Source organism: Hydrogenophaga sp. SNF1 (genome assembly GCF_034421675.1).
Taxonomy (GTDB): Bacteria; Pseudomonadota; Gammaproteobacteria; order Burkholderiales; family Burkholderiaceae_C; genus Hydrogenophaga; species Hydrogenophaga borbori.
On the sequence record NZ_CP139793.1, the window covers coordinates 740,911 to 766,665 of the forward strand.

The 25,755-nt window shown below is 71.4% G+C and carries 17 protein-coding genes and 1 pseudogene; 12 read left to right on the plus strand and 6 right to left on the minus strand.

From position 1 onward, the window contains the following. Positions 1 to 4 precede the first annotated feature (4 nt). From SOM08_RS03605 to SOM08_RS03630, 6 genes are all read left to right on the plus strand, one after another. Complete coding sequence (locus tag SOM08_RS03605) at positions 5 to 1,951, plus strand: AMP-dependent synthetase/ligase (RefSeq protein WP_322470075.1); 1,947 nt, start codon at positions 5 to 7, stop codon at positions 1,949 to 1,951. 11 nt (positions 1,952 to 1,962) lie between these two features. After that, positions 1,963 to 2,820, plus strand: a complete 858-nt coding sequence (locus SOM08_RS03610; RefSeq protein ID WP_116961067.1) for an ABC transporter ATP-binding protein — start codon at positions 1,963 to 1,965, stop codon at positions 2,818 to 2,820. Between the two features lie 16 nt (positions 2,821 to 2,836). Then, entirely contained in the window at positions 2,837 to 3,766 is a 930-nt protein-coding gene (locus SOM08_RS03615; protein WP_116961066.1) for a branched-chain amino acid ABC transporter permease, read from the plus strand. A 10-nt stretch (positions 3,767 to 3,776) separates the two neighbouring features. Continuing rightward, positions 3,777 to 4,853 carry a branched-chain amino acid ABC transporter permease gene (locus tag SOM08_RS03620; RefSeq protein WP_322470076.1) on the plus strand — a complete coding sequence of 359 codons (1,077 nt, stop codon included), beginning with the start codon at positions 3,777 to 3,779 and terminating at the stop codon, positions 4,851 to 4,853. Between the two features lie 69 nt (positions 4,854 to 4,922). Further along, on the plus strand, positions 4,923 to 6,248 hold the full coding sequence (locus SOM08_RS03625) for an ABC transporter substrate-binding protein (RefSeq protein ID WP_116961072.1): 1,326 nt from the start codon (positions 4,923 to 4,925) through the stop codon (positions 6,246 to 6,248). After that, positions 6,245 to 7,069 (plus strand): ABC transporter ATP-binding protein, encoded by an 825-nt coding sequence (locus tag SOM08_RS03630; protein ID WP_322470077.1) that lies wholly within the window; start codon positions 6,245 to 6,247, stop codon positions 7,067 to 7,069. Before SOM08_RS03625 ends, SOM08_RS03630 begins: the two co-directional genes overlap by 4 nt. Before the next feature lie 41 nt (positions 7,070 to 7,110). On the opposite strand, the gene SOM08_RS03635 is transcribed toward SOM08_RS03630, so the two are convergent. From SOM08_RS03635 to SOM08_RS03655, 5 genes are all read right to left on the minus strand, one after another. Beyond that, positions 7,111 to 8,625, minus strand: coding sequence for a Do family serine endopeptidase (locus tag SOM08_RS03635; RefSeq protein ID WP_245980878.1), 1,515 nt, complete (start codon positions 8,623 to 8,625; stop codon positions 7,111 to 7,113). Next, positions 8,622 to 8,978 (minus strand): hypothetical protein, encoded by a 357-nt coding sequence (locus SOM08_RS03640; protein WP_070401110.1) that lies wholly within the window; start codon positions 8,976 to 8,978, stop codon positions 8,622 to 8,624. The genes SOM08_RS03635 and SOM08_RS03640 overlap by 4 nt, the downstream gene beginning before the upstream one ends. Before the next feature lie 150 nt (positions 8,979 to 9,128). Beyond that, positions 9,129 to 11,726, minus strand: coding sequence for a bifunctional lysylphosphatidylglycerol flippase/synthetase MprF (mprF, locus tag SOM08_RS03645; protein ID WP_322470078.1), 2,598 nt, complete (start codon positions 11,724 to 11,726; stop codon positions 9,129 to 9,131). Between the two features lie 156 nt (positions 11,727 to 11,882). Then, positions 11,883 to 12,188, minus strand: coding sequence for a hypothetical protein (locus tag SOM08_RS03650; protein WP_322470079.1), 306 nt, complete (start codon positions 12,186 to 12,188; stop codon positions 11,883 to 11,885). Between the two features lie 171 nt (positions 12,189 to 12,359). Further along, positions 12,360 to 14,939, minus strand: coding sequence for an ATP-binding protein (locus SOM08_RS03655; protein ID WP_322470080.1), 2,580 nt, complete (start codon positions 14,937 to 14,939; stop codon positions 12,360 to 12,362). Positions 14,940 to 15,021: 82 nt separating this feature from the next. Here SOM08_RS03655 and SOM08_RS03660 point away from each other — a divergent pair, with 82 nt between their 5' ends. After that, complete coding sequence (locus tag SOM08_RS03660; protein ID WP_116958501.1) at positions 15,022 to 15,771, plus strand: response regulator transcription factor; 750 nt, start codon at positions 15,022 to 15,024, stop codon at positions 15,769 to 15,771. Positions 15,772 to 15,792: 21 nt separating this feature from the next. On the opposite strand, the gene arsC is transcribed toward SOM08_RS03660, so the two are convergent. Further along, positions 15,793 to 16,218, minus strand: coding sequence for an arsenate reductase (glutaredoxin) (arsC, locus tag SOM08_RS03665; protein WP_116958500.1), 426 nt, complete (start codon positions 16,216 to 16,218; stop codon positions 15,793 to 15,795). 98 nt (positions 16,219 to 16,316) lie between these two features. Between arsC and SOM08_RS03670 the strand changes: the two genes are divergently transcribed. From SOM08_RS03670 to SOM08_RS03690, 5 genes and pseudogenes are all read left to right on the plus strand, one after another. Beyond that, positions 16,317 to 16,649 carry a helix-turn-helix transcriptional regulator gene (locus SOM08_RS03670; RefSeq protein WP_116958499.1) on the plus strand — a complete coding sequence of 111 codons (333 nt, stop codon included), beginning with the start codon at positions 16,317 to 16,319 and terminating at the stop codon, positions 16,647 to 16,649. Positions 16,650 to 16,710: 61 nt separating this feature from the next. Next, the gene (locus SOM08_RS03675; RefSeq protein ID WP_116958498.1) at positions 16,711 to 18,027 is read left to right on the plus strand and encodes a type II toxin-antitoxin system HipA family toxin; all 1,317 of its coding nucleotides are present in this window, start codon (positions 16,711 to 16,713) and stop codon (positions 18,025 to 18,027) included. 101 nt (positions 18,028 to 18,128) lie between these two features. Beyond that, positions 18,129 to 19,310, plus strand: a complete 1,182-nt coding sequence (locus SOM08_RS03680; RefSeq protein ID WP_322470081.1) for a glycosyltransferase — start codon at positions 18,129 to 18,131, stop codon at positions 19,308 to 19,310. A gap of 200 nt (positions 19,311 to 19,510) precedes the next feature. After that, positions 19,511 to 19,900, plus strand: a complete 390-nt coding sequence (locus tag SOM08_RS03685) for a response regulator (RefSeq protein WP_070401118.1) — start codon at positions 19,511 to 19,513, stop codon at positions 19,898 to 19,900. Positions 19,901 to 20,383: 483 nt separating this feature from the next. After that, positions 20,384 to 25,693 (plus strand): annotated as a pseudogene (locus SOM08_RS03690) (PAS-domain containing protein); the annotation flags it as partial. Positions 25,694 to 25,755 lie beyond the last annotated feature (62 nt).

The window sequence follows — 25,755 nt, forward strand, 5'->3', positions numbered from 1 at the left end:
TTCCGTGGACACCACTTTCCCCCGCCAGCTGAAACAGCAGGCCGCCCGACACCCCAACCGACCCGCGATGCGAGAGAAGGCGTACGGGATCTGGCAGACGACGAGCTGGGGCGAGATGCTGCGGCTGGTGAGGGGTCTGGCGTGCGGACTGCACGAGGCGGGTTTGCGCCGTGGCGAGCACCTGGTGGTGATAGGGGCGAACCGCCCGAGGCTGTACGCGACGATGCTGGCGGCGCAGTCGCTGGGGGCGATCGCGGTGCCGCTGTACCAGGACGCGGTGGCGGGCGAGTGTGTCTTTCCGATCAACAACGCCGAGGTTCGGCTGTGCGTGGTGGAAGACCAGGAGCAGGTGGACAAGATGCTGGAGATCCGGGGGCAGTGCCCGCAGCTCACGCGCATCTGGTACGACGACCCGCGCGGACTGAGGAACTACGAGCAGGCGGGGCTGCAGAGTCTGGACGCGCTGGTGCGCGCGGGCGAGGCGTTCGATCGGGCGCACCCTGGCTTCTTCGACGAGCAGGTCGATGAGGGCCGCCCCGATGACGTGGCGGCGATGTTTTTCACCAGCGGCACGACGGGCAACCCCAAGGGGGTGGTGCACCTGCACCGCAGCCTGCTCGACCGCGCGGGGGCTGGCGCGCGCTTTGACAAGCTGGGGCCCGGCGACGAGGTGCTGGCCTACCTGCCGCCGGCGTGGATCGGGCAGAACATCTTCTCCTACGCGCAGTGGCTGGTCAGCGGCTACGTGGTCAACTGCCCGGAGAGCAGCGGCACGGTGAGCATCGACATGAAGGAGGTGGGGCCGACCTACTACTTCGCGCCGCCGCGGGTGTTCGAGGGGCTGCTGACCAGCGTGATGATTCGCATGGAAGACGCGGGCGCGCTCAAGCGCTGGCTCTTTCACAGCGCCATGGGGCTGGCGCGCCGCGTGGGCCCCGACCTCATGGACGGCAAGCCCGTGGGCGCGTGGGAGCGGCTGAAGTACCGCCTGGGCGACTGGCTGGTCTACGGCCCGCTGCGCAACAACCTGGGCTTGAGCCGCGTGCGCGTGGCCTACACCGCGGGCGAAGCCATCGGGCCGGACCTCTTCAGCTTCTACCGCAGCATCGGGGTGAACCTGAAGCAGCTCTATGGCTCCACGGAGACGGCCGTCTTCGTGTGCCTGCAGCCCGACCACGAGGCCCGGGCCGACACGGTGGGGGTGCCCTGCGAGGGCGTGCAGATCAAGCTCAGCGAGACGGGCGAGATCCTGGTGCGCTCGCCCGGGCTGCTCAAGGAGTACCACAAGAACCCGCAGGCCACGGCCGAGGTGCTGGACGCCGAGGGCTGGTACCACACCAGCGACGCGGGCTTCATCGACGCGGCGGGGCACCTGAAGATCATCGACCGGGTCAAGGACGTGGGTCGCCTGAGCGGGGGCGCGCACGACGGCGCCATGTTCGCGCCCAAGTACGTGGAGAACAAGCTCAAGTTCTTCTCGCACATCAAGGAGGCGGTGGCCTTTGGCGACGGGCGAGATCGCGTGTGCGTGATGGTCAACATCGACTTCGAGGCCGTGGGCAACTGGGCCGAGCGGCGCAACCTGCCGTACGCGGGCTACACCGACCTGGCGGCCAAGCCCGAGGTCTACGAGCTCATCGCGCAGTGCGTGGAGCAGGTCAACGCCGACTTGAGCCAAGACGAGCGGCTGGCGGGCAGCCAGATCAGCCGCTTTCTGGTGCTGCACAAGGAGCTCGACGCCGACGACGGCGAGCTCACGCGCACGAACAAGGTGCGCCGCGGCTTCATTGGCGAGAAGTACCAGGCGCTGGTGGAGGCGCTGTACGCGGGCAAGCGCGAGCAGTTCATCCAGACGCAGGTCAAGTTCGAGGACGGTCGCACGGGCTCGGTCAGCGCCACGCTGCAGATCCGAGACGCCAAGACCTTCGCACCGGTGAAGGATGCGGCATGAGGCAGATCGACATGGACCAAACGGGTGAGTCGGGCAGCGCCGGGGGCGCGGCCGCCAGCGCGGGCGCCAAGAAGATCGGCGAGGTGATCCTGGATGTGAAGAACATCAGCCTGCGCTTTGGCGGGGTCAAGGCACTGACCGACATCAGCTTCGACGTGCGAGAGCACGAGGTGCGCGCCATCATCGGGCCCAACGGCGCGGGCAAGAGCTCCATGCTCAACTGCATCAACGGGGTGTACCAGCCGCAGGAGGGCTCGATCAGCTTTCGGGGCCAGACCTTCCGGCACATGAACAGCCGCCAGGTGGCCGAGATGGGGATCGCGCGCACCTTCCAGAACCTGGCGCTGTTCAAGGGCATGAGCGTGATCGACAACCTCATGAGCGGGCGCAACCTGCGCGTGAGAAGCGGCTTGCTCGCGCAGGCGTTTCGCCACCCGTTCGCGGGCCTGAAGTGGCTGGGCTCGGCGCAGCAGGAGGAGGAGCAGCACCGCGCCTTCGTCGAGAACATCATCGACTTCCTGGAGATCCAGGCCTATCGCAAGACGCCGGTGGGCACGCTGCCCTACGGGCTGCAAAAGCGCGTGGACCTGGGCCGCGCGCTGGCCATGGAGCCGCAGGTGCTGCTGCTCGACGAGCCCATGGCGGGCATGAACCTGGAGGAGAAGCAGGACATGAGCCGCTTCATCCTGGACGTCAACGACGAGTTCGGCACCACCATCGTGCTGATCGAGCACGACATGGGGGTGGTGATGGACATCTCCGATCGCGTGGTGGTGCTCGACTACGGCAAGAAGATCGGCGACGGCACCCCCGAAGAGGTGCGCACCAACGAGGAGGTCATCCGCGCCTACCTCGGCACGAGCCACTGATGGAGCAGATGTAGCCATGGCCTTCTTCCTCGAATCGCTCTTCGGCGGCCTCATGGCCGGCATGCTGTACTCCCTGGTGGCGCTGGGCTTCGTGCTGATCTTCAAGGCCTCGGGGGTGTTCAACTTCGCGCAGGGCGCGATGGTGCTGTTCGCCGCGCTGGCAATGGCGCGCTTCTCGACCTGGGTGCCGCAGTGGATCGGCATCGAAAGCCTCGTGCTGGCCAACGCCATCGCCTTCGTGCTGGCCGCCGCGCTGATGTGGGTGGTGGCCTGGCTGATCGAGCGCCTCGTGCTGCGCCACCTGGTCAACCAGGAAGGCGTGACGCTGCTCATGGCCACCCTGGGCATCACCTACTTCCTCGACGGCCTGGGCCAGACCCTGTTCGGCTCGAACATCTACGCCATCAACGTGGGCATGCCCAAGGACCCGGTCTTCCTCATGGAGAGCACCTTCCCCGGCGGCGTGCTCATCAACCTGGAGGACGTCTACGCCGCCTGCATCGCCGCGCTGCTGGTGGGCGCGCTCAGCCTGTTCTTCCAGAAGACCAGCACCGGGCGCGCGCTGCGCGCGGTGGCCGACGACCACCAGGCCGCCCAGTCCATCGGCATCGCGCTCAACCGCATCTGGGTCATCGTGTGGTTCGTCGCCGGTGTCACCGCGCTGGTCGCCGGCATCATCTGGGGCTCCAAGCTGGGCGTGCAGTTCTCGCTCACCACCCTGGCGCTGCGCGCGCTGCCCGTGGTCATCCTCGGCGGGCTGACCTCCGTGCCCGGCGCCATCATCGGCGGACTCATCATCGGCGTGGGCGAGAAGCTCTCCGAGGTCTACCTCGGCCCCTTCGTCGGCGGCGGCATCGAGATCTGGTTCGCCTACGTGCTCGCCCTCGTCTTCCTTCTCTTCCGACCCCAAGGGTTGTTCGGCGAGAAGATCATCGATCGCGTCTGAGGAGCTGACCATGTTCTATCGCGAAAACGGTCAGTTCAAGACCTCCTACCGCGCCGACCAGCAGATCTTCCCCATCGACCAGGACCGGTGGCTCGTTCTGGCCCTGCTGGCGATCGTTTGCCTGGTGGTGCCGGCGCTCGCGAGCGATTACCTGTTGCGGGCGATTCTCGTGCCCTTCCTGATCCTTGCGCTCGCGGCCATCGGGGTGAACATCCTGGTGGGCTACTGCGGCCAGATCAGCATGGGCTCGGGTGCCTTCATGGCGATGGGCGCCTACATGGCCTACAACAGCCTCGTGCGTTTCGATGGCATGCCCCTGGTCGTGGCCCTGCTCATTGGCGGTCTGTGTGCCACGGTGTTCGGTGTGCTGTTCGGCCTGCCCAGCCTGCGTGTCAAGGGCTTGTACCTCGCCGTCGCCACGCTGGCCGCGCAGTTCTTCGCCGACTGGATGTTCCTGCGCGTGAAGTGGTTCACCAACGACTCGCCTTCCGGTTCGGTGTCCGTGTCGAACCTGCAGCTGATGGGTTGGTCGATCGATACGCCGGTGGAGAAGTACCTGTTCTGCCTGGGCTTCGTGGTGGTGTTTGCCTGGCTCGCGAAGAACCTGGTGCGCAGCGCCATCGGCCGCGAGTGGATGGCCATCCGCGACATGGACGTGGCCGCGGCGGTCATCGGCATCCGCCCGATGTACGCCAAGCTCACCGCCTTTGCGGTCTCCAGCTTCATCATCGGCGTGGCCGGTGGCCTGTGGGCCTTCGTGCACCTGGGCGCCTGGGAGCCCGCCGCCTTCGGCGTAGAGCGTTCGTTCCAGCTGCTGTTCATGATCATCATCGGCGGCCTGGGCTCCATCGTCGGCGCCTTCTTCGGCGCGGCCTTCATCGTGCTGCTGCCGATTTTTCTCAACCAGTTCCTTCCGGTGCTGGGCGCGCTTGTGGGCGTGTCCATCAGCACCACGGGCGTCGCCCACGCCGAAGCCATGGTCTTCGGCGCCCTGATCGTCTGGTTCCTCATTGTGGAACCGCACGGACTGGGCCGCCTGTGGGCACTGGGCAAACAAAAGATGAGGACCTGGCCGTTCCCTCACTGACAGGCAGCGGGAGAGTGCACGACAACGGCCGATTCGCCCCGAACCGATAACCCACAGGAGACAGAGATGATGAAAACAACGCGCGCCCTGATCGTCGCTTCCGCGGCCCTCGTGCTCGCCACCACCACCACGGCCGGCTTCGCGCAGGCGAAGGAGCAGTTCTTCCCGCTGCTGACCTTTCGCACAGGGCCCTACGCGCCCAGCGGTGCGCCCTGGGCCAACGGCTTCGTGGACTACTTCAAGCTGGTCAATGCCAAGGGCGGCATCAACGGCGTGCGCGTGGCCTGGGAAGAATGCGAGACCGGCTACGCCACCGACCGCGGCGTGGAGTGCTACGAGCGGCTGAAAGGCAAGAACGGCGGCGCCACGGTGTTCCAGACCATGTCCACGGGCATCACCTTCGCGCTCACCGAGCGTGGCGCGGCCGATGGCATCCCGATCCTCACGCCGGCCTATGGCCTGAGCGAGAGCGCCGACGGCGAGGTGTTCAAGTGGAGCTTCCCGATCGCGGGTTCGCACTGGGCGTCGGCGGACACGCAGATCCAGTTCGTGGGCCACAAGCTCGGCGGCATGGACAAGCTCAAGGGCAAGAAGATCACGCTGCTGTACCACGACAGCCCGTATGGCAAGGAAGCGATCCCGGTGCTGACGGCGCGCGCCAAGCAGCACGGATTCGAGCTCACCAACATTCCGGTGCCGCACCCCGGCGTGGACCAGAAGGCGCCCTGGCTTCAGATCCGCCAGGGTCGCCCCGACTATGTGCTGCTGTGGGGCTGGGGCGTGATGAACTCCACCGCGCTGAAGGAAGCGCACGCCACCGGTTTCCCGCGCAACCGCATCGTGGGCGTCTGGCCTTCGGGTTCGGACTCCGACGTGAAGGGCGTGGCCGGTGCCGAAGGCTACAGCGCGGTGCTGATCCTGCCGGGTCCGGGCTTCGACTCGAAGATCGCCAAGGAAGTGCTGGCCACGCTGCACGCCAAGAACGAAGGCGCGGGTCCGAAGGACGAGGTGGGTTCGGCGCTGTACATGCGCGGCCTGATGAACGCGATGTTTGCCGTTGAGGGCGTGCGCCGCGCGCAGGAGAAGTTCGGCAAGGGCCAGGTGATGACGGCGGCGCAGGCGCGCTGGGGCTACGAGAACCTCGACATCGACCAGAAGCGCCTGCGCGAGCTCGGCCTGGACGATGTGATGCGGCCGGTGGCGACGAGCTGCAAGGACCACATGGGCCCGTCTTCCGCTCGCGCCTATACCTGGAACGGCAAAACCTGGGACGTGAGTTCGGACTGGCTGCAGGCCGATCCCGCCATCATGAACCCGCTGCTCAAGGCCGCCGCCGACAAGTACGTGGCCGACAAGAAGCTGACGCGCCGCGCCGCGGCCGACTGCGCGTCATGAGCGCGCCCGCCGCCCAGGTCGCGCCGGTCGTCCTCAACGTCAACGGCATCGAGGTCATCTACAACCACGTGATCCTGGTGCTCAAAGGCGTCTCGCTGAGCGTGCGCGAGGGCCAGATCGCGGCCATCCTGGGCGGCAACGGCGCGGGCAAGACCACCACGCTGCGCGCCGTCTCCAACCTGCTCAAAGGCGAGCGCGGCGAGGTCACCAAGGGCAGCATCGAGCTGCGCGGCGAGCGCATCGAGAACCTCTCGCCGGCCGACCTCGTGCAGCGCGGCGTGGTGCAGGTCATGGAGGGGCGCCACTGCTTCGCGCACCTCACCATCGAGGAAAACCTCATGACCGGCTCCTACACCCGCAAGGACCGCGCCGAGGTCGCGCGCAACCTGGAGAAGGTCTACGCCTACTTCCCGCGCCTGAAGACGCGGCGCACCAGCCAGGCCGCCTACACCAGCGGCGGCGAGCAGCAGATGTGCGCCATCGGGCGCGCGCTCATGGCCAACCCCAGCGTGGTGCTGCTCGACGAGCCCAGCATGGGCCTGGCGCCGCAGATCGTCGAGGAGGTCTTCGAGATCGTGAAGGACCTCAACCACAAGGAGCGCGTGACCTTCCTGCTGGCCGAGCAGAACACCAACATGGCGCTGCGCTACGCCGACTACGGCTACATCATGGAGAGCGGGCGCATCGTCATGGACGGGCCCGCGCCCGAGCTGCGCAACAACGAGGACGTCAAGGAGTTCTACCTCGGCATGGGCGGCGGCGAACGCAAGAGCTTCAAGGACATCAAGTCCTATAAAAGAAGAAAGCGGTGGCTCGCTTAACGGGCCACCGCCGGGTGCTTCGGGCCTGAGGCCTGCGGCGTTCAACCCACGCGCAGGGGAACGAACAGCGTGTTGCCGTCGCGCAGGAGCTGCAGCGCGATGGCCTGTTTGGCCTCGCGCGCCTCGGCCTTGACCTGGGCCACCGTGCTCACGGGCTTGCCGTTGATGCCGATGAGCAGGTCGCCGGCCTGCACGCCCGCGAGTTCCGCGGCGCCCGTCACGTCCTCGATCAGCAGGCCCTGGCGGGTGCCGCTGGCGCGCCGCTCGGGCTCGCTCAGGGGCCGCAGCATGAGGCCCAGCTTGTGCTCGCTGCCCGCGGCCGAAGCGGTCTTGGCCGCGCCCGCGCGGTCGTCGCTGGCGCTCGCCAACTCGACCGAGGTCTGGGCCTCGCGCCCGTCGCGCCAGTAGCCGATGTCCACGCGCTCGCCGGGCTGCGCCTGGCCCACCAGCAGCGGCAGGTCCGCGATGCGGTCCACTGGCTCCTTGCCCACGCGCAGGATCACGTCGCCCGAGCGCAGGCCGGCCTTGTCGGCGGGGCTGCCGGGCTCCACCTGCGCCACCAGCGCGCCGCGCGGCGCGTCCAGTCCGAAGGATTCGGCCAGTGTCTGGTTCACTTCCTGCGCCGCCACGCCCAGGCGCGCGTGCTGCGCCTGGCCGCTCTTCACGATCTGGTCCTTCACCTTCAAGGCGACGTCGATCGGGATGGAGAAGGACAGGCCCTGGTAGCCGCCGGTGTGGCTGAAGATCTGGGAGTTGATGCCGACCACCTGGCCGCGCGCGTTGAACAGCGGGCCGCCGGAGTTGCCGGGGTTGATCGCCGCGTCGGTCTGGATGAAGGGCACGTAGCTTTCGTCAGGCAGCGAGCGGCCCTTGGCGCTGACCACGCCCACGGTGGCGGTGTTCTCGAAGCCGTAGGGCGAGCCAATGGCCAGCACCCAGTCGCCCACACGCAGGTCCTTTTCGGTGCCGAGTGGCACGGTGGGCAGGTTCTTGGCCTCGATCTTGAGCACGGCCACGTCGGTCATGGGGTCGGTGCCGAGCACGCGGGCCTGGAACTCGCGCCGGTCGGGCAGCTTCACCGTGACGTGCGAGGCGCCGTCCACCACGTGCGCATTGGTCAGCACCAGGCCGTCCTTGTCGACGATGAAGCCTGAGCCCTGGCCGCGCACGATGTCCTTGCGCGGGGCTTCGCCGCTTCCGTCGGGGAAGGGGAAGGGAAAGCCGAAGGGATTGGCGCCCTGGCGCGGTGCGCCGTCGCCCGTCAGGCCGACGCGGCGCGTGCCGCTGACCGAGATGTTGACCACCGCCGCGCCATTGGCCTGCGCGATGGTGGCGAAGTCGACCGGGCCGCTGGCGGGCGCCGCCACCGAGGCGGCGGTGCGCAGGAAAGCGGTCGGCGTGGTGGTGGCAGTGATGGGTAGGGGGGCCTGGGTGCCGTGGCGCGAGAGGCCCCAGCCCACGGCCAGGCCGCCCACGGCGCCCGACACCAGCATGGCCGTCACCAGCGGCAACAGGCGGTGGCGAAGGTAGCGCGCGCTCATCAGGGGCTTGTTCATGCTCGGCCTCCGTCCAGTCGCGCCATCAGCAGCGCGTCACCGGCCTGGCGCAGGGCCGACAGCGCGGACCAGGGGTGGTGCAGCCGCAGGTGAAAGGCCGCTTCTTCCAGCAGGGACCAGGCCGCCATCGAGGCGCCCGCCTGATCGCGCAGCAGCGAGCGGGCGTGCTCGATGCGGTGCGCGGCCTGCGCGTCGTGGTCGCAGTAAATGGCCACCATGGCGTCGCGCACGTCGTCGAGCAGCGGCACGAGGTTGGTGGTGGTCGCGCCGGGCGCGAGCGGGCGGTGGTGGCCGGCCGCGTGGATCAGCGAATCGATACCGGTCACCGACGATGGCAAGGGGTTCTGTTGCATGAACTTCTCCAGTCGTTGGGGCCGGCGCGGCGGCGGGATTGCCACGGTGCCGGCGTGGAAAAAATCATGGACGCGGGAGGTTGCGGGCCGGCTACCGGCCGCGGCCCGCAGATTTCGTATGCAACGAAGGGGCCGCCGAGCGGGCGGGCGTCAGCGAGCGACGATGCCGCGCCAGCCGCCGCCGATGAGCGAGGCCAGGTCGAACAGCACACCCGGCAGGGCCAGGCCCCCGGGCGCGGCCAGGTAGCGGGGCTGCCAGACCGGGTCGAATTTGGCCTTGTAGGCGCGCAGGCCCTGAAAGTTGTAGAAGTGCTCGCCGTTGTGGAACAGGGTGGTGCCCACGCGGTGCCACAGCGGCGCCAGCGGGTGCGTTTCCAGCCCGGCCAGTGGCGCCATGCCCAGGTTGAAGCGTTGAAAGCCGCGCGCTGCACCCCAGCGCATGGTCTCCACGAAGAGGTAGTCCATCACGCCACCGGGCGCCGTGGGCAGGTGGCGCATGAGATCGATGGACAGTTCCGTGCGGCCGTCGCCGGTCCACAGGTTGGCGAAGGCCACCAGCTCATCGCTGCGCCACACCAGGGCGTGGGGGAAGTGCCGCAGGTAGGCCTCGTCGAAACGCCCCAGCGAGAAGCCCTTCTCGCGGGTGGTCTTGCCCTGCAGCCAGGCCTGCGACACGGCCCGCAGGCGCGGCAACGCGGCGTCCACCGCCGACGCGTCGATCACCTCATAGCGCAGGCCCTCGCGCTCGGCCTTGCGGTGGGCGCGCCGCAGGTTGGCGCGCGCCGCGCCCTCCAGGCTGAAGCCGGCCAGCGGCACGATCGCTTCCTCACCCAGCTTGGTGGCGGCCAGGCCCATGTCCAGGTAGAGCGGCAGTCGGTGCGTCTCGACCTGGTAGAACGCCGCGCGCGCGCCGTGGCGGTCGGCCATTTCCAAAAGCTGCCAGGCCAGACGGTCGCCCTCGGGCGCGGCACCCACGGGGTCGCCCATGGCGATCCAGCTGCCGCCTTGCACCTGGTACATCACAAAGGCCAGGCCCTCCGGGTCGATCAGCAGGCGCTTGTCGCCCAGCAGCACCAGGGCGGCATCGGTGCGAGGGGCCTCGGCCACCAGGCGCTGGGCCGTTTTCAGGCCGCCGGCCGTGGGCTCGGCGCTGCCCGGCGGCCGGGGCCGCACCGCCTGCCACAGCGCCAGCGTGGCGCAGGCCACCGACACCAGCAGGGTGGCGCGCAGGTAGCGGGGCGCGTTGCCGTGCAGCGCGACATGCCACCAGAGTTCGTTGCGGTACTCCACGTGCCGGTAGCTGAACAGGCCGACCCAGGCGCTGGCCAGCACCACCGCGCCGATGCCCAGCCACGCCGCGGGGCCCAGGTCGGTGGGTTCCAGCCGCGCGGGGCGGTTGAAGGCCGCGCGTCCCGCGTACAGCACACCCGCTGTCAGCAGCGCGATGGCGGATTCCTCCACGTCCAGGCCCTTCACCAGCGACGCCGCCGCGCCCGCGAGCAGCAGCAGCACCGCCAGGCGGTGCGCGGCCGCGATGCGGCGCAGCAGCGCCTGCGACAGCACCAGCAGCGCCAGGCCGATGAGGCTGCCCGCGAGGTGCGAAACCTCCAGCAACGGCAGTGGCAGCACGCCACCGAGCCAGTGCAAGCGCTCGCCGCGCGCCGGCAGGCTGCCGGAGACCAGCAGCACCGCGCCAGCGGCGAAGACCATGGCGCTGCCCACCCAGGGCGCGACCCAGGTGACCGCGGGCTGCGCGCGCCGCGCCAGGCGCCACCAGCGCCGCCCGTGGGCGCGCAGCAGCATGGCGCTGGCGATCAGCGCCGTCAGCGCCAGAGGCAGCAGGTAGTAGATGGCGCGGTAGGCGAGGGCCGCGGCCAGCAGGTCCTGCGCGTTCGCCTGCGGCAGGCCGGCGATCAGCACCGCTTCGAACACGCCCAGCCCGCCGGGCACGTGGCTGACGATGCCCACTAGGGCGGCCAGCACGAACAGGCCCAGGAAGGTCGGCCAGCCCACCGTGCCCGCGGGCAGCAGGCTCCACAGCACCAGGGAGGCGGCCGACAGGTCGATCACGGCCAGGGTGAGCGAGGCCAGGCCGGCCGCGGGCCGCGGCCGGGGGTAGGGCCACCAGGGCAGGGCCTGGCCGGGCCGGGCGCGGGCGAGCCAGGCCAGACCGGCCAGGGGCAGGGCGGCCAGCAGCAGGCCCGTCCCATGGCCCAGGGCCGCCGGCAGGCCCAGGGCGGCCAGCAGGCTGGGGGGCTCCAGGGCCAGCGCGAACCCGCCGCAGAACAGCAGGCCCATCGCCAGCCCCGCGGCGCCGAGCCCCATGACGGTGGCGACTTCGGCGGCCGACAGGCCCCAGGCGCCATACAGGCGCAGGCGCACCGCGCCCCCGCTGACCAGGGCGAAGCCCAGGTTGTGCCCGACGGCGGTGGCCATGAAGGCGGTGGCGGCCACGCGAGGCGCCGGCAGCGACCGCCCGATCAGGCGCAGGGCCAGGGCGTCCTGTCCCGCCAGGGCGATGTAGCTGATGGCGGTGGCCGCCAGCGCCGCGAGCAGGGCCGAGGCGGGCAGGGCCGCGATGGCGTGGCGCACATCGGCGGGGCGCAGGTGGGCCAGTTCGCGGTGCAGCCACCACAGCGCCAGCGCGAGCAGGGCCAGGCTCGCGAGGCTGAACAGCCAGCGCCAAGGCCAGGACCGCCAGCGGTCCAGGGTGGCGAGGGAGGGGCGGGGCCAGTGGGGCGAGGGCATGGGGTGCGGGCAGGGGTGTGCCGCCATGTTGCGGTAAAGGCGGGGCCCGTCGCGATTACCCGAGCGCGACGGCGCATAAAAAAGGCGGACCCGGAGGTCCGCCAAGGGGGCAAACGGCACGGGCCCGTCCAGCCGGCCGTCTGAAAACGGAGGGGTTTACTGCGCGGGTTTGGCGGCCGGCTTGTGGGTGGTCTTCTTCATCTTGTGGTCTTTCTTCGTGGCCTTGGCGTGCTTCTTCTCGGCCTTCTTCACGGCCGGCTTGGTCGCCATCTTGTCGGCGGCCGGCGGGGTGGCGGCCGGCATGGCAGCGGGCGCAGGGGTGGAAGGCATGGCGCCGGGTGCGCTGGCCGGGACCGGTGGGGCCGGTTGCTTGAGCGCGCCGTTGGTGCTGCCTTGCGCCCAGGCACTGGCGCCCAGGGCGAGGATGGCGGCGGCGATGAGGGTGTTGCGCGTGTTCAGCATGAAAACTCCGTGGTCGCAGTGCTTGTGTGTCGCGGTCGATGCTGCGTGTCATCGACCACGGGGCGGATCGTGGCGGTGCTCGTGCATCGCGGCGTGTCGTCGCCCTGGTGGCGGCATTTCACTTGCAACAGAGCGCGGGCCGGGTGTCCCCGGGGGCTCGAGGGGCGGGGATCAGCCCGGGGCGCGCAGCAGCCGCTGCAGGACGGCGTCGAGCTCGCTCCAGCTCAACGGTTTGGCCAGCACCGCCTGCACACCGGCGGCGCTGGCGCGCGCGCCGAAGTCGGTGCCGCCGTAGGCCGTGGCGATGATGGTCACCACGCCGGGCGACAGGCGCCGGCAGCGTTCGATCAGTTCCAGCCCGCCCAGGCGCGGCATGGCCTGGTCGCTCAGCACGGCGGCGAACAGGCCCGGTTCGGCCTCGAACGCCTGCCAGGCCAACTCGGCGTCGCTGAAGCCACGCGGCTCGAACCCGCGTTCGGCCAGGTGCTCTTCCAGCAGGGCCACGAGCGCGGGTTCGTCGTCGACCACCAGCACCACCTCGCCCTGGCCCGACCACGCGGCCTCTTCGACGCCGGGCGCCATGGGCGCGGCGGCGGGTTCGGGCAGCGGCAGGTACAGGGTGATGGTGGTGCCCTCGCCGGGCGCGGTGCGCAGGTCGATCGCCCCGTGCGCGTCGCGGACCGCGGCGTGCACCACGGCCAGGCCCAGGCCGGTGCCGCCCTGCGCGCTGCGCGTGCTGTAGAAGGGCTCGAGCAGGCGCGGCAGGTGCTCGGCGTCGATGCCGGGGCCGTCGTCTTCCACCCGCAGGCCCAGCCAGCGGCCCGGGCGCAGGCTGCCTTGCCAGAGCACGCGCGGCTGGTCCACGGTTTCACTGGACAGGCGCGCGCGCAGCGAGCCGCGATCGCCCACCGCCTGCACCGCGTTGCGCAGGAGGTTGAGCGCGGCCTCGAAGAAGGCCACGCCGTCACCCACCAGCTCAGGGTCCTCGGCGTCGAGGTCGAGGCGTGCCTGCACACCTTCCGGCACGCCCTGCACGGCCAGGGTCCAGGCTTCCTGGACCAGCGCGCGCGGGCGGTAGGGCTGGCGCAAGCCCTGACCGGTGCGGCCGAAGGCCATCATGCGCGCGACCAGGGTTTTGCCGCGCTCGCCGGCGCTGAGCATGTGCTGCACGTGGCCGGCCAGCGCGCTGCCCTCGGGCGCCAGCGCGCGCGCGCGTTCGCCGAAACCCAGGATGGCCGCGAGCACGTTGTTGAAGTCGTGCGCCACGCCGCCGGCCAACGCGCCCAGGGCCTCGAACTGGCGCGCGCGCTGCAGTTGTTCGTCGAGCCGGCGCGCGGCTTCCGACACCGCCACCTCGTCCGATACGTCGTAGGCCGTGCCGGCCAGCAGCAGCAGCTGTTCGCGCGCGTCGCGCAGGCCCTGGCCGCGCAGGCGCACGTGGCGCGGCGGCTGGCCGGGCGGCATCACGCGCAGGGTGACGGAGAAGTCGCGTGTGCGCTCGCGCACGTGTGCGTCAATCGCTTCGCGCAGGCGGCGGCGATCGTCCTGGCTCACGCGATCCGGCCATGACAGCGCGTGCGTGGCCGGCGGGGCGCTGGCGCTGGCGTCGAAGCCCAGCAGCTCGCGCATGCGCGGCGACAGGTAGTGGCGCTCGCTCGCCGGGTCCCATTCCCACAGGCCTTCTCGAGCGGCGGCGAAGGCGCGCGCGGCGCGTTCGCGCTGGCGCTGCAGGTCACGCTGGCTGTGTTCGCGCCAGCGCTGTTCGCGCGCGTGGCGCAGGCTCAGCACGGTGGTGACCAGCAGCGCGGCGAGCGCGAAGCCGCCCACCAGCCAGGCCTGCAGGTGCCAGTCGGCCAGCACCACCTGCGTGTCGCGCGAGAGCACCACGGCCAGCGGGGCGCGTTGCATCGCATGGCCGGCCAGCAGCAGGTCGTGGCGCCGGCCGTCGTCGCCAGGCCGGGACACGATTTGCGTCCAGGCGCTCACGCCGGCCGGCGGATGCAGCGTGCCGGCGCGCTCGGGCCAGCCGCTGGACGGATCGGATTCCAGCAGCGGCGTGCCGTCGGTGCGCAGCACGCGCAGGCGCGCGTCGGGCGCGGGTGAGCGCCGCTCGAAGCCGCCGAGCAGCAGGGCCGTGTCGGCCGCCACCACGATCACCCCGCTGTGCCGCCCATGGGGCGTGGACCAGGGCATGGACAGCGGGATCCAGGGCGTTTCCTGCCCGGGCCACACGGTGGGCGCGCCGATGTGGGCCGAGCCCGGCGCGGCGCCGAGCGCGCTGAGGAAGTAATCGGCGCGCGCGTGCGGGGGCTCTTCCAGTTCCTCGTCCGCGGCCTGCAGCACATTGGCCTGGGCATCGAGCAGCAGCATCTGGCGCGCGGCCGGCAGGGCGGCGGCGCGCGCGCGCAGCACCGCGCCGGCCACCACGGTGTCGGGCACCCAGGCGCCGCCCACGATTTCCTCGGCCGTGGCCTGCATCGCGGTCTGCGCGGCGGCCAGCGCGTTGTCGGCCTGGTCGGCCAGGGCGGCGGACAGGGCCGCGAGCATGCGCTCCTCGCTGTTGAGCACCTGCTGGCGCAGCGTGGCCAGGCCGACGCCGAGGCCGCCCGCGAGGCAGGCGGCGATCAGCACCGGCACGATGACGACCCGGTCGAACAGCAGTTCGCGCCAGCGCGGCGCGCGCGCCGCGGACGCCCCGCCATCGTCGAGCGAGAGCTCGCTGATCGGGGTGGGGGCTTGTTCGGAGGCCATGGGGTGGGGGTGGGCGCTACCATCGACCATAGCGGATGCGGGCACGCGCCGCACCGTTCGCCACGACATTCCTTTGCCGCCGATGACCGACGACGCCCCGGCCAATACCCATCCGCCGCACATCCTGGTGGTGGACGACGACCCCGCGCTGCGCGAGCTGCTGCAGGGCTACCTGGGCGAGGCCGACATGCGTGTGAGCGCGGTGGACAGCGGACGGCGCCTGTTCGAGGTGTTCGACCAGGAGGCCATCGACCTGGTGGTGCTGGACCTGCGCCTGCCGGGCGAGGATGGGCTGGCGCTGGCGCGCCAGCTGCGCGAGCGCGCGCCGGTGCCGGTGATCTTGCTGACGGGCCGCGCCGAGGAGGCCGACCGCGTGATGGGCCTGGAGCTCGGCGCCGACGACTACGTCACCAAGCCCTTCAGCCCGCGCGAGCTGCTGGCGCGCATCCGCGCCGTGCTGCGCCGCTACCAGCCGCGTGCGCCCGAGGAAGGCGCGCGCGAAGACCAGCGCCGCGCTTTCCGCTTCGCCGGCTGGGAGCTGAACCTGCGCACGCGCCGCCTCACCGGGCCCGACGGGCGCAAGGTGGAGCTGGGCAACAACGAGTTCAGCCTGCTGATGGCCTTCTGCGCCGCGCCGCAGCGCGTGCTCAGCCGTGACCAGCTGCTGGAGCTGTCGCGCCTGCACAGCGCCGAGGTCTACGACCGCGCGATCGACGTGCAGGTGCTGCGCCTGCGCCGCAAGATCGAGGCCGACCACAGCAAGCCCATGCTGATCGTGACCGAGCGCGGAGCGGGCTACCGGTTCAATGCCGCGGTGGAAACGCTCTATTGAACCGAGTGCTCCGCGCGGCGTTCAGCGCAGGCGCCGGCCCTGATCGTCCAGCACCGCCTCGCCGTCCGACTTGACGAAGGCCTTCTTCGGCGGCTCGGGCAGCAGGTCCAGCACCCGCTCCGACGGTCGGCACAGCCGCGTGCCCAGGGGCGTGACCACGATGGGGCGGTTCATCAGGATGGGGTGGGCCTCGATGAAGTCGAGCAGCTGCTCGTCGCTCCAGTGCGGCTGGTCCAGGCCCAGCTCGGCGTAGGGCGTGCCGCGCTCGCGCAGGATGTCGCGCACGCCCAGGCCCATGGCGGCGAGCAGCTGGCGCAGTTCCTGGCGCGAGGGCGGTGTTTTGAGGTAGTCGATGACCTGGGGCTCGACGCCGCAGTGGCGCATGAGCGCCAGGGTGTTGCGCGAGGTGCCGCAGGCGGGGTTGTGGTAGATCTGGTGCGTGTTCATGATGAAAAAACTTAGCTTTTTGTGATAAAAGATAAGTTAAATTAGCATTTTGCCCCAAAAGCCTTAAAAAGCTATATTTAAATAGCTTTTAATAGAAAATGATCGTCAATATGGGCATTCTCGACGACCTGGAGGCCGCTCGCAAGGCCAGCAGTCTGACGCAAGCCGAGCTTGCCGAGCGCGCCGGCGTGAACCGCATGACGGTGGGTCGGCTGGAGGCCGGGTTGGACCCCCGCCTGTCCACCCTGCAGGAGCTCGCGCGCGCGCTCGGGCTGGAGCTCATGCTCGTGCCGCGCGAGCTGCGCCCCGCCATCGACGACTTCGTGCGCGCGGGCGGCCGCCTGGTGGCCCAGCCGGCCGGCGTGGGCGCGCCCCAGTCGGTGGTGGACCTGCTCGTGGTGCCCGCGCCCGCGCCAGGCAAGCCGCGCTGATGGCACCGCCCGGCCCGCCGAAGGCATCCGCGCCGCCGCGCGCCGCACGGAGGGCCGTTGCGTGAGCACCGCCATCCGCTACCTGCGCCTGTACCTGCACCTGCCGCAGGGTGGGCGGCGCGGCATCGGCCACCTCTCGCGCTACGGCGACATCCTGCGGGTGTCTTTCGACGAGGACTACATCGCCGACCCGCAGCGGCCCACGGTCTCCATGAGCCTTCGCGGGGTGAACGACGCGCAGACGCGCCAGATCCTGTCCGCGCCGCGCGATGAGCGCCTGGTGCGCGTCGACGGCCGCTGGCCGGTGTTCTTCCAGAACCTGCTGCCCGAGGGCCACAACCGCGAGCGCCTGGCGCGCCAGCGCGGCTGCGACGTGGACGACGAGTTCGAGCTGCTCGCCGCCGCCGGCCACGACCTCATGGGCGCGCTGGAGGTGGAGCCGCCGCCCGCGCACCAGGAGATACCCCAGGCCGTGCGCCACTGGCACACCGCACTGGGGCTGGATGTGCTGGAGCCCGGCTTCGTCGAAGACCCGGTGGAAGACGCCACCGCCTTGCCCGGCGTGATCGCCAAGTTCTCCGCCGTGCAGGACGGTCGCCGCTACGTGGTACGCCGCCACGGGGCGGCCGGCGAGTTCATCCTGAAGCTGCCGACCAGCCGCCACCCCGACCTGGTGCGCAACGAGGCCACCGGCTACCGCCTGTGCGCCGCCCTGGGCCTGCGCACGGCCGAGGCCCGGGTGATCGCCCGCGCCGAAGCCGATCTGCCCGAGCGGGTCCCGTTCGAGGAGATCCTGGCCGTGCGGCGCTTCGACCGCCAGGACGGCCGGCGGGTGCACATGGAGGAGTTCGCGCAGGCCCTGGGCTACGCGCCGCGCGCCAAGTACGGCCGCGGTATCCGCGAGGACTACGGCCGCATGCTCGCGGTGCTCGACCGTTACTCCAGCGCGCCGGTGCCCGACGTGCGCGAGTTCCTGCAGCGCTTCGTGGCCTTCATCCTCATGGGCAATACCGACGCCCACCTGAAGAACTGGGCCCTGGTCTACCCCGACGGCCACGAGCCCCGCCTGGCGCCGCTGTACGACCCGGTCTGCGTGAGCGCGCTGTTCGAAGCCGTGCCCGAGCCCGACTACGGCGTCAACCGCGGCATCGACGCCAGGCTGCGCGCCTTCGGCTGGGACGCGCTGCGCGAGCTGATCGCCGCCGCCGGCCTGCCGCGTCCCGGCGCGCTGCTGCGCGTGTGCCGCGACACCGTGCGCCGCGCCCAGGCCGACTGGCCCGCCCTGCTGGCCGAGGCGCCCGACAGCGTGCGGCGCAGCGTGAGCGAGCGCCTGCAGGGTGGCGTGGCGCTCACGCGCGAATCGCCCGGCCCGGCCTGAACGCCCCGGCCACGGCCGTCACCGTGGCGCCGCCAGGACGTCACGCCGCTGTCGCCTGACCTTCATAGCCTGTTCGCTTCGCCACCACGCGCGGCAGGCCCATGACCCAGGTCGATCTCATCTATTTCAACGCCGGCGGCGGCCACCGCGCCTCCGCCCTCGCCCTGCAGGGCGTGCTGAACGAACTGCAGCTGCCCTGGACCGTGCGCCTGGTCAACCTGTTCGAGGTGCTGGACCCCTCGCAGAGCTTTCGCCGCCTCACCGGCAGCGCGCCCGAGGACTGGTACAACCGCCGCCTTGCGCGCGGCTGGACCCTGGGCATGGCGCAGGAACTGAAGTTGCTGCAGGCCGTGATCCGCCTGGCCCACCCGACACTGGTGCGCAGGCTGCGCGCGCATTGGGCCGCCACCCAGCCCGATCTGGTGGTCTCGCTCATCCCCAACTTCAACCGCGCGCTCTACCACAGCCTGGCGCAGGCGCGCCCCGGCGTGCCCTACGCCACCGTGCTCACCGACCTGGCCGACCACCCGCCGCGCTTCTGGATCGAGCGCGGCCAGCCGCAGCACTTCATCTGCGGCACGCCGCGCGCGCGGGCCCAGGCCCTGGCGGCCGGCCATGCGCCGTCGCGCGTGCACGCCACCAGCGGCATGATCCTGCGCCCCGGCTTCTACGGCCCGCCGGTGGCCGACCGCGCGGCCGAACGCGCGCGCCTGGGCCTGGACCCGCACCAGCCGACCGGCGTGGTGCTCTTCGGCGGCCACGGCTCGCGCGCCATGCTGGGCATCGCGCGGCGCCTGCCGGACGTGCCGCTGATCCTGATGTGCGGCCACAACCAGGCCCTGGCGCGGGCCCTGGCCGGGCTGCCGGCGCGCGCGCCGCGCCACATCGTGGGCTTCACCCCCGAGGTGACGCACTACATGGACCTGGCCGACTTCTTCATCGGCAAGCCCGGCCCCGGCAGCGTGAGCGAGGCCCTGCAGCGCGGCCTGCCGGTGGTCGTTTCCGACAACGCCTGGACCATGCCGCAGGAGCGCTACAACGCCACCTGGATCCGCGAGCAGGGCGTGGGCCTGGTCTACCGCCGCGCCGCCGGCCTGGCGCCGGCCGTGGACGAGCTGCTGGCCGACCTGCCCGCCTGGCGCGAGCGCGCGCGCGGCCACCACAACCGCGCCTTGTACGAGGTGCCGCAGATCCTGGCCGGCATTCTGCGGCGCGCCCCCGCGAGGCCCCGGCCCGCCGGGCGCGACGCGGCGGACCCTGCGCCCGCGGTCGCCGCCCGCTGATGTGGCCGAGCGGAAAGCGGGCGCTCACATGGCGGTGCGCCGACGCCACGGCGCCCTGAGCCCCCGCGGCGGGCCGGGCGGCGCGTGGCGCGCCATCCCGACCTCCCGATCCACTGGGGTGTTCGGGCGATGCATTGTGTGCGCCCTGACGCGGCGCTTACAGTTGCGTTTGTTTCCCGTTCGTGCCCCTTGGAGATTCGATGCCCCGCCGCGTGATGATGGTCGACGACAGCGACAGCGATCTGCTGTTCACCCGGCTGGCGCTGCAGCGCTGCGGCGTGCCGTGCGAGGTGCTGGGTTTCGAGCGCGCGCAGGACGCGCTGGACCACCTGGCCGCCTCGCCCGACCATGGCGTCGACCTGATCCTGCTGGACATCAACATGCCCGTGATGGACGGTTTCGCCTTCCTGGAGGCCTTCGAGGCCTTGCCGCCCGCGCACCGGGGCAGTGCCGTGGTGGCCATGCTCTCGTCCTCCTCCGATCCGGCCGACCGCGCGCGCGCCGGCGGTTTCCACAGCGTCAAGGGCTACCTCACCAAGCCGCTGGGCAAGGCCGAAGCGGCGGCCGTGCTGCAGGACGTCGCCGCCTGAGCCCGCGGCCGGCCGGGGGTGCCGCCGGGCGAATTGCCCCGGGGAATCCCTTCATTTCGCACGCCGGGCGCCGACATCCCTCGTTAGCATGCTTCGCGTGCGCCGCCCGCGTGGGCGCCGCAGGCTGACAACACCGCTGCCGCCAGCGCCAGGGCCCGCCGGGTCCTCACGCGGGCGGCTCGCGCAACAGGGCCCATGGCCCGAAGGACACCGGATTTGGACAAGGTCGCTCACGACGCGCCGCACCGCTGGGCTTGGGGGCTGTGGATCGCCGGTGTGCTGCTGTGCGCGGCGGCGGCCGCCGCCTGGACGCAGGCCGAGCGCGCCGAGAGCGTGCAGGAGCGCCTGCGCGACGAGGCGGGCCAGCTCACGCAGCGTCTGCAGGACCGCCTGAGCCGGATCGAGTACGGCCTGCGTGGCGCGCGCGGTGCCGTCATGGCCGCCGGGGGCGATGCGATCACCCGCCGCGGTTTCGAGGCCTACATGGCCACGCGCGACCTGCCGCACGAATTCCCGGGCGCGTTCGGTTTCGGCTTCGTGCGCCGCGTCGGCGTGGACCAGAGGGACGACTTCCTCGCCCAGGCGCGGGCCGAGGGGCCGGCGGACTTCCAGGTGCGCGAGCTCGGGCCCAACCCGGGCGAGGCCTACGTGACGCAGTACGTCTACCCGATGCCCGCGAACGCGCACGCCATGGGCCTGGACCTGGCCTCGGAGCCGCTGCGCCGCGCCGCCGCCCAAGCCGCCGCGCGCGAAGGCCGGGCGCTGCTGAGCGCGCCGCTCGCCCTGAAGCAGCCCGGCGGCCAGCCCGACCACGGCCTGCTGTTCCTGCTGCCGGTCTACCGCGGCCTCGACCCCGGGGCCGGCGACCGCGAGCGCCGCTGGCGCGACACCGTCGGCTGGGTGGTCGCCCCCCTGGTGATCGAGGAACTGGTGACCGAGCTGATGCCGGCGTCGCGCGACATCGCCGTCACGCTCGCGGACGGCGGCGACCCCTCGCCGCTCTTCGACGCGCGCGACCCCACCGGCGGCGCCACCGTCGCCAGCCTGGACAGCGGCTTCGACGCCCACGGCCGCCGCTGGACGCTGCGGCTGCAGGCCACGCAAGCGCTGCAGGCCCACCTGCCCGGGCCCACGCCCTTGGGGGCGGCGGCCATCGTCGCCTTGATCGGCGCCGGGCTCGGCGGCGTGGCGCTGGCGCTGAGGCGCTCGCGCCGGGCCATGGACTGGATCGCCGCACCCGGGCGCCCCGGGGCGCGCGCGCCGCTGGGGCCGATGGATTTCGTGCGCAGCCCCTTGCTGCGCCGCGGCGCCCTGATCGGCGCCGTGCTGGCCCTGATCAGCCTGGCGGTGAGCTACCACGCCGATTTCAACCAGGCCATGGACCAGTCGCAGCGCCAGCTGGAGGCAGCGGCGCGGGGCTTCGCCGACAACACGCAGTCCCAGCGCGCGTTCCGCCGCAAGTCGGTGCAGTTCCTGGGCAGCTCGCCGCCGCTGCAGGGGCTGGTGCGCGCGCGGGAGAACGGGGGCATCGACCCCGAGGACGCCTCGACCGAAGACCAGTGGAGGGTGCGCCTGCAGGAGACCTTCGAGCGCTACATCGACACCTCGGCCGATGTGTTCCGCGTCAGCCTGTTGCTGGCCGGGCCGAACCCGCGCGAGCTGGTGCGCGTGGAGCGCAACGGCCTGAGCGTGGAGGCGGCGCCGCCCGAGCGCCTGGCGGATGCGCTCGACGAGCGCGAACTGGGCGATACGCGCTGGGTCGCGCCCGGCATGGTGTTCGTGTACGACATGGCCCTGCACCGCGAGAACGGCGCGGTGGTGTCGCCACGCCGCGCGGTGGCGCGCTACGCCACGCCGGTGTTCGATGGGCGCGGGCAGCTCTTCGGCCTGGTCGTCATCCACGTCGATCTGGATCGTGCCGTGATGCAGTTCCCCTCGCGCTCGCCCGAGGGCGCCTTCTTCGTGCTCACCAACGCCGCCGGCGACTACCTGCGCCACCCGCAGCGCGAGCGCGAGTACGGCTTCGACACCGGCCAGCGCCAGCGTTGGCAGGACGAGTACGTGGCCGTCAACCCCTACCGCGCCGGCGGGCCGCCGCGCTGGCAGGGAACCCAGGGCCTCATGCTGGTGGGCCAGAGCGAATTGCGCGGCAACCCCAACAGCGACGTCGGCCTGCTGCGCTTCCTGGTGGTGATGCCGCAGGAGCATGTGGCCGAGGAAGCGCGCCTGGCCGCGGTGCGGCAGCTGCCGCTGGTGCTGCTGGCCCTGCTCGTCGGCCTGGCGCTGATCTACCTCTACTGGGTCAACGGCAGCCGCAGCGACGAGGTGCGGCGCCAGCGCCTGCGCCTGGCGGCCATCGTCGAGCAGACGCGCGACGCCATCATCGGCCTCGACCCGGAAGGCCGCGTGACGTCGTGGAACCGCGGTGCGCAGGCGCTGTTCGGCTACAGCGCCGAAGAGGCCGCCGGCGCCACCATCGAATCGCTGCTGGTGCCCACGGACGACGACGGCGCGCAGGTGCAGGCCCAGGGCGAGGACGGCGCCGGCGACACGCCGCGCATGGAGCGCTGGCTGCGCACGCGCAGCGGCCAGCGCGTGGAAGTCTCCATTACGCTGTCGCCGATCCTCGATGCCGGCGGCGAGCCGGTGGGCACCGCCGCCATCGTGCGCGACATCACCGACGAGCGCGCGGCGCAGCGCGAGGTGGTGGAGCTCAACACCAGTCTGGAGCAGCTGGTGCGCGAGCGCACGGCCAGCCTGTCGCGCGAGCGCGAGCGGCTGCAGAACATCCTGCGCGGCACCAACGCCGGTACCTGGGAGTGGAACGTGCAGACCGGCGAGCGCCTGTACAACGCGCGCTGGGCCGAGATGGTCGGCCTCACGCTGGACGAGCTCAACACCATGGGCCCGGGCGCCTGGCAGCAGCTGATCCACCCCGACGACATCGATCGCGCGCGCGACATGCTGCGCCGGCACTTCATGGGCGAGATCGCGCAGTACGAGTGCGAGGTGCGGCTGCGCCACCGCAACGGCTACTGGGTGTGGATCCTTGACCGCGGGCGCGTGAACAGCTGGACGCAGGAGGGCGAGCCGCTGTGGATGTACGGCACGCACCGCGACATCACGGCCGCCAAGGAATCGCAGCAGCGCCTGGCCGCCAGCGAGGCCCTGCTCAACCGCACGGGCCGCGTGGCCGGCGTGGGCGGCTGGCAGTACGACGTGGTCGACGGCACGGTGGTCTGGACACCGCAGATGTACGCCATCCACGAGGTCGGCATCGAGTTCGCGCTGGACCCGGCGACGCCGCTGAGCTTCTACGAGGGCGAGGCCAAGCGCGAGCTGCTCGACGCGCTGCGCGCCGCGCGCCGGCGCGCCGAACCCTTCGACATCGAGCTGCCGTTCCGCTCGGCCAAGGGCCGCGAGCTGCGCGTGCGGCTGGTGGGCGAGCCAGTGCAGGACTTCGACGGCAAGGTGGTGCAGATCGTCGGCGCCATGCAGGACGTGACTGATCGCCACCTGATGCAGGCCGAGCTGATGCGCGTGAACGCACTGCAGCACAGCATCCTGGAGAACATGCCCTGCGCGATCAGCGCCTTCGACGCCGAGCTGCGGCTGGTGGCCTGGAACAGCGAGTTCGTGCGCCTGCTCGAACTCGACGCCCTGTTCGCGCGCGGCGTGCCGGGCTTCGAGGACATCGTGCGCTTCAACGCGCGCCGCGGCGAGTACGGCGAGATCGACGTCGAGCCCACCATCGAGCGCCTGCTGGCCAACGCGCGCAGTCCCGTGCCGCACCGCTTCGAGCGCGTGCGGCCCGACGGCACGCCGCTGGAGATCCGCGGCACCCCCATGCCGGGCGGCGGCTTCGTCACCACGTATATGGACATGAGCGAGCGCAAGCGCGCCGAGCAGAGCATCGCGCGCACCGAGGCCCTGCTGCGCGGCGCCATCGACTCCGTGGACGAGGCCTTCGTGCTCTACGACCTGGAGGACCGCCTGCTGCTGTGCAACGAGAAGTACCATCGCCTGTTCGCGCACGTGGGCGACCTGCTGCAGCCCGGCACGCCGTTCGAGACCATCATCCGCGCCAGCTTCGAGCGCGGCCAGGTGCTCGACACCGGCGATGACCGGGAGAAGTGGGTGGCGCAGCGCATGGCCCATCACCGCGCGGGCAACAGCGTGTTCCTGCAGCGCCTGCGCAGCGGGCGCGTGGTGCGCATGATCGAGAACCGCATGCCCGACGGCCACATCGCCGGCTTCTGCATCGACATCACCGACCTCGTGCACGCCACCGAGGCGGCCGAGGCCGCGTCGCGCGCCAAGGGCGAGTTCCTGGCCAACATGAGCCACGAGATCCGCACGCCGCTGCACGCGGTGATCGGCCTGTCGCACCTGCTGGCCGACACGCCGCTCACCGTGCGCCAGCAGCAGCTGCTGGCCAAGTCGCAGATGGCCAGCCAGTCGCTGCTGGGCATCGTCAACGACGTGCTGGACATGGCCAAGATCGAGGCCGGCGCCTTCACGCTCGAAGAAGCGCCCTTCAGCCCCTCCGTGCTGCTGGCCGAGCTGGACGCGGTGTTCCGCCAGCAGGCCGAGGCCAAGCGGCTCGCGCTCACCGTGCGCGCTGCGCCCGAGCTGCCGGCGCGGGTGAGCGGCGACGCGCTGCGCCTGCGCCAGATCTTCACCAACCTGCTGGGCAACGCGCTGAAGTTCACCGCCGAGGGCGGGGTCGAGGTGGGCCTGGGGCTGGTCTCGTCCGACGGCGGCACCGTGCGCCTGCGCGGCGAGGTGCGCGACAGCGGCGAGGGCATCGCGCCCGAGGTGCAGGAGCGCCTGTTCACGCCGTTCTCGCAGGCCGACGCCTCCACCTCGCGCCGCTACGGCGGCACCGGCCTGGGCCTGTCCATCGTGCGCCACCTGGTCGAGATGATGGGCGGGCGCATCGGCGTGCGGAGCGCGCCTGGCCAGGGCAGCCTGTTCTGGTTCGAGGTGAACCTGCGCGAGGCGGAGGCCACGCCCTCGGCGCTGGCGCCGCTCACCGCCCCCAGCGGCGCGCTGGAGGTGCTGGTGGTCGACGACGTGCCGGCCGAGCGCCAGGCCCTGGTGGACATGGCGCGCGCCTTCGGCTGGCGCACCGAGTCCTGCGAATCGGGCGAAGCCATGCTGCACTGGATCGAGGGCCGCCTGGCCGCCGGCCAGCCGCTGCCCGACGCCCTGCTGGTGGACTGGCAGCTGCCCGGCATGAACGGCCTGCAGTCGCTGGCCGCGCTGGCCGAACGGCACGGCCTGCTGCGCCTGCCGGCCGCGCTCATGGTGTCGGCCAGCGATCGCGAGCGCGTCGCGCGCGAGGACCACCTGCGCCTGGCCGACGACATCCTCACCAAGCCGGTCAACGCCTCCGTGCTGTTCAACGCCGTCAACCAGGGCGTGGTGGCGCGCCACGGCCACAGCCGGCGCGTGCTGGACGCGCAGCGCCACACCGCGCCCGAGGCCGTGCAGCGCCTGGCCGGCACGCGCGTGCTGGTGGTGGACGACAGCGAGATCAACCAGGAGATCGCGCAGCACATGCTGGAGCGCGAGGGCGCCAGCGTGTTCCTGGCCAGCAATGGCCGCGAGGCCCTGGCCCTGCTGCGCGACGGGCCGCACTTCGACGTGGTGCTCATGGACGTGCAGATGCCCGAGATGGACGGCCTGCAGGCCACGCGCGAGATGCGCAGCGATCCGAACCTGCGCCAGCTGCCCGTGGTAGCGCTGACGGCCGGCGCGCTGGCCGAGGAGCGCCGCCGCGCGCTGGACGCCGGCATGGACCATTTCCTCACCAAGCCCATTGACCCCGACCAGTTGCTGGAGGTGGTGGC

Bases quoted from the DNA above. Each gene is read 5' to 3' on its own strand.
- SOM08_RS03610 (WP_116961067.1), top strand. From the start codon at position 1,963: ATGGACCAAACGGGTGAGTCGGGCAGCGCCGGGGGCGCGGCCGCCAGC.
- SOM08_RS03615 (WP_116961066.1), top strand. From the start codon at position 2,837: ATGGCCTTCTTCCTCGAATCGCTCTTCGGCGGCCTCATGGCCGGCATG.
- SOM08_RS03620 (WP_322470076.1), top strand. From the start codon at position 3,777: ATGTTCTATCGCGAAAACGGTCAGTTCAAGACCTCCTACCGCGCCGAC.
- SOM08_RS03625 (WP_116961072.1), top strand. From the start codon at position 4,923: ATGAAAACAACGCGCGCCCTGATCGTCGCTTCCGCGGCCCTCGTGCTC.
- SOM08_RS03630 (WP_322470077.1), top strand. From the start codon at position 6,245: ATGAGCGCGCCCGCCGCCCAGGTCGCGCCGGTCGTCCTCAACGTCAAC.
- SOM08_RS03635 (WP_245980878.1), bottom strand. From the start codon at position 8,625: ATGAACAAGCCCCTGATGAGCGCGCGCTACCTTCGCCACCGCCTGTTG.
- SOM08_RS03640 (WP_070401110.1), bottom strand. From the start codon at position 8,978: ATGCAACAGAACCCCTTGCCATCGTCGGTGACCGGTATCGATTCGCTG.
- mprF (WP_322470078.1), bottom strand. From the start codon at position 11,726: ATGCCCTCGCCCCACTGGCCCCGCCCCTCCCTCGCCACCCTGGACCGC.
- SOM08_RS03650 (WP_322470079.1), bottom strand. From the start codon at position 12,188: ATGCTGAACACGCGCAACACCCTCATCGCCGCCGCCATCCTCGCCCTG.
- SOM08_RS03655 (WP_322470080.1), bottom strand. From the start codon at position 14,939: ATGGCCTCCGAACAAGCCCCCACCCCGATCAGCGAGCTCTCGCTCGAC.
- SOM08_RS03660 (WP_116958501.1), top strand. From the start codon at position 15,022: ATGACCGACGACGCCCCGGCCAATACCCATCCGCCGCACATCCTGGTG.
- arsC (WP_116958500.1), bottom strand. From the start codon at position 16,218: ATGAACACGCACCAGATCTACCACAACCCCGCCTGCGGCACCTCGCGC.
- SOM08_RS03670 (WP_116958499.1), top strand. From the start codon at position 16,317: ATGATCGTCAATATGGGCATTCTCGACGACCTGGAGGCCGCTCGCAAG.
- SOM08_RS03680 (WP_322470081.1), top strand. From the start codon at position 18,129: ATGACCCAGGTCGATCTCATCTATTTCAACGCCGGCGGCGGCCACCGC.
- SOM08_RS03685 (WP_070401118.1), top strand. From the start codon at position 19,511: ATGCCCCGCCGCGTGATGATGGTCGACGACAGCGACAGCGATCTGCTG.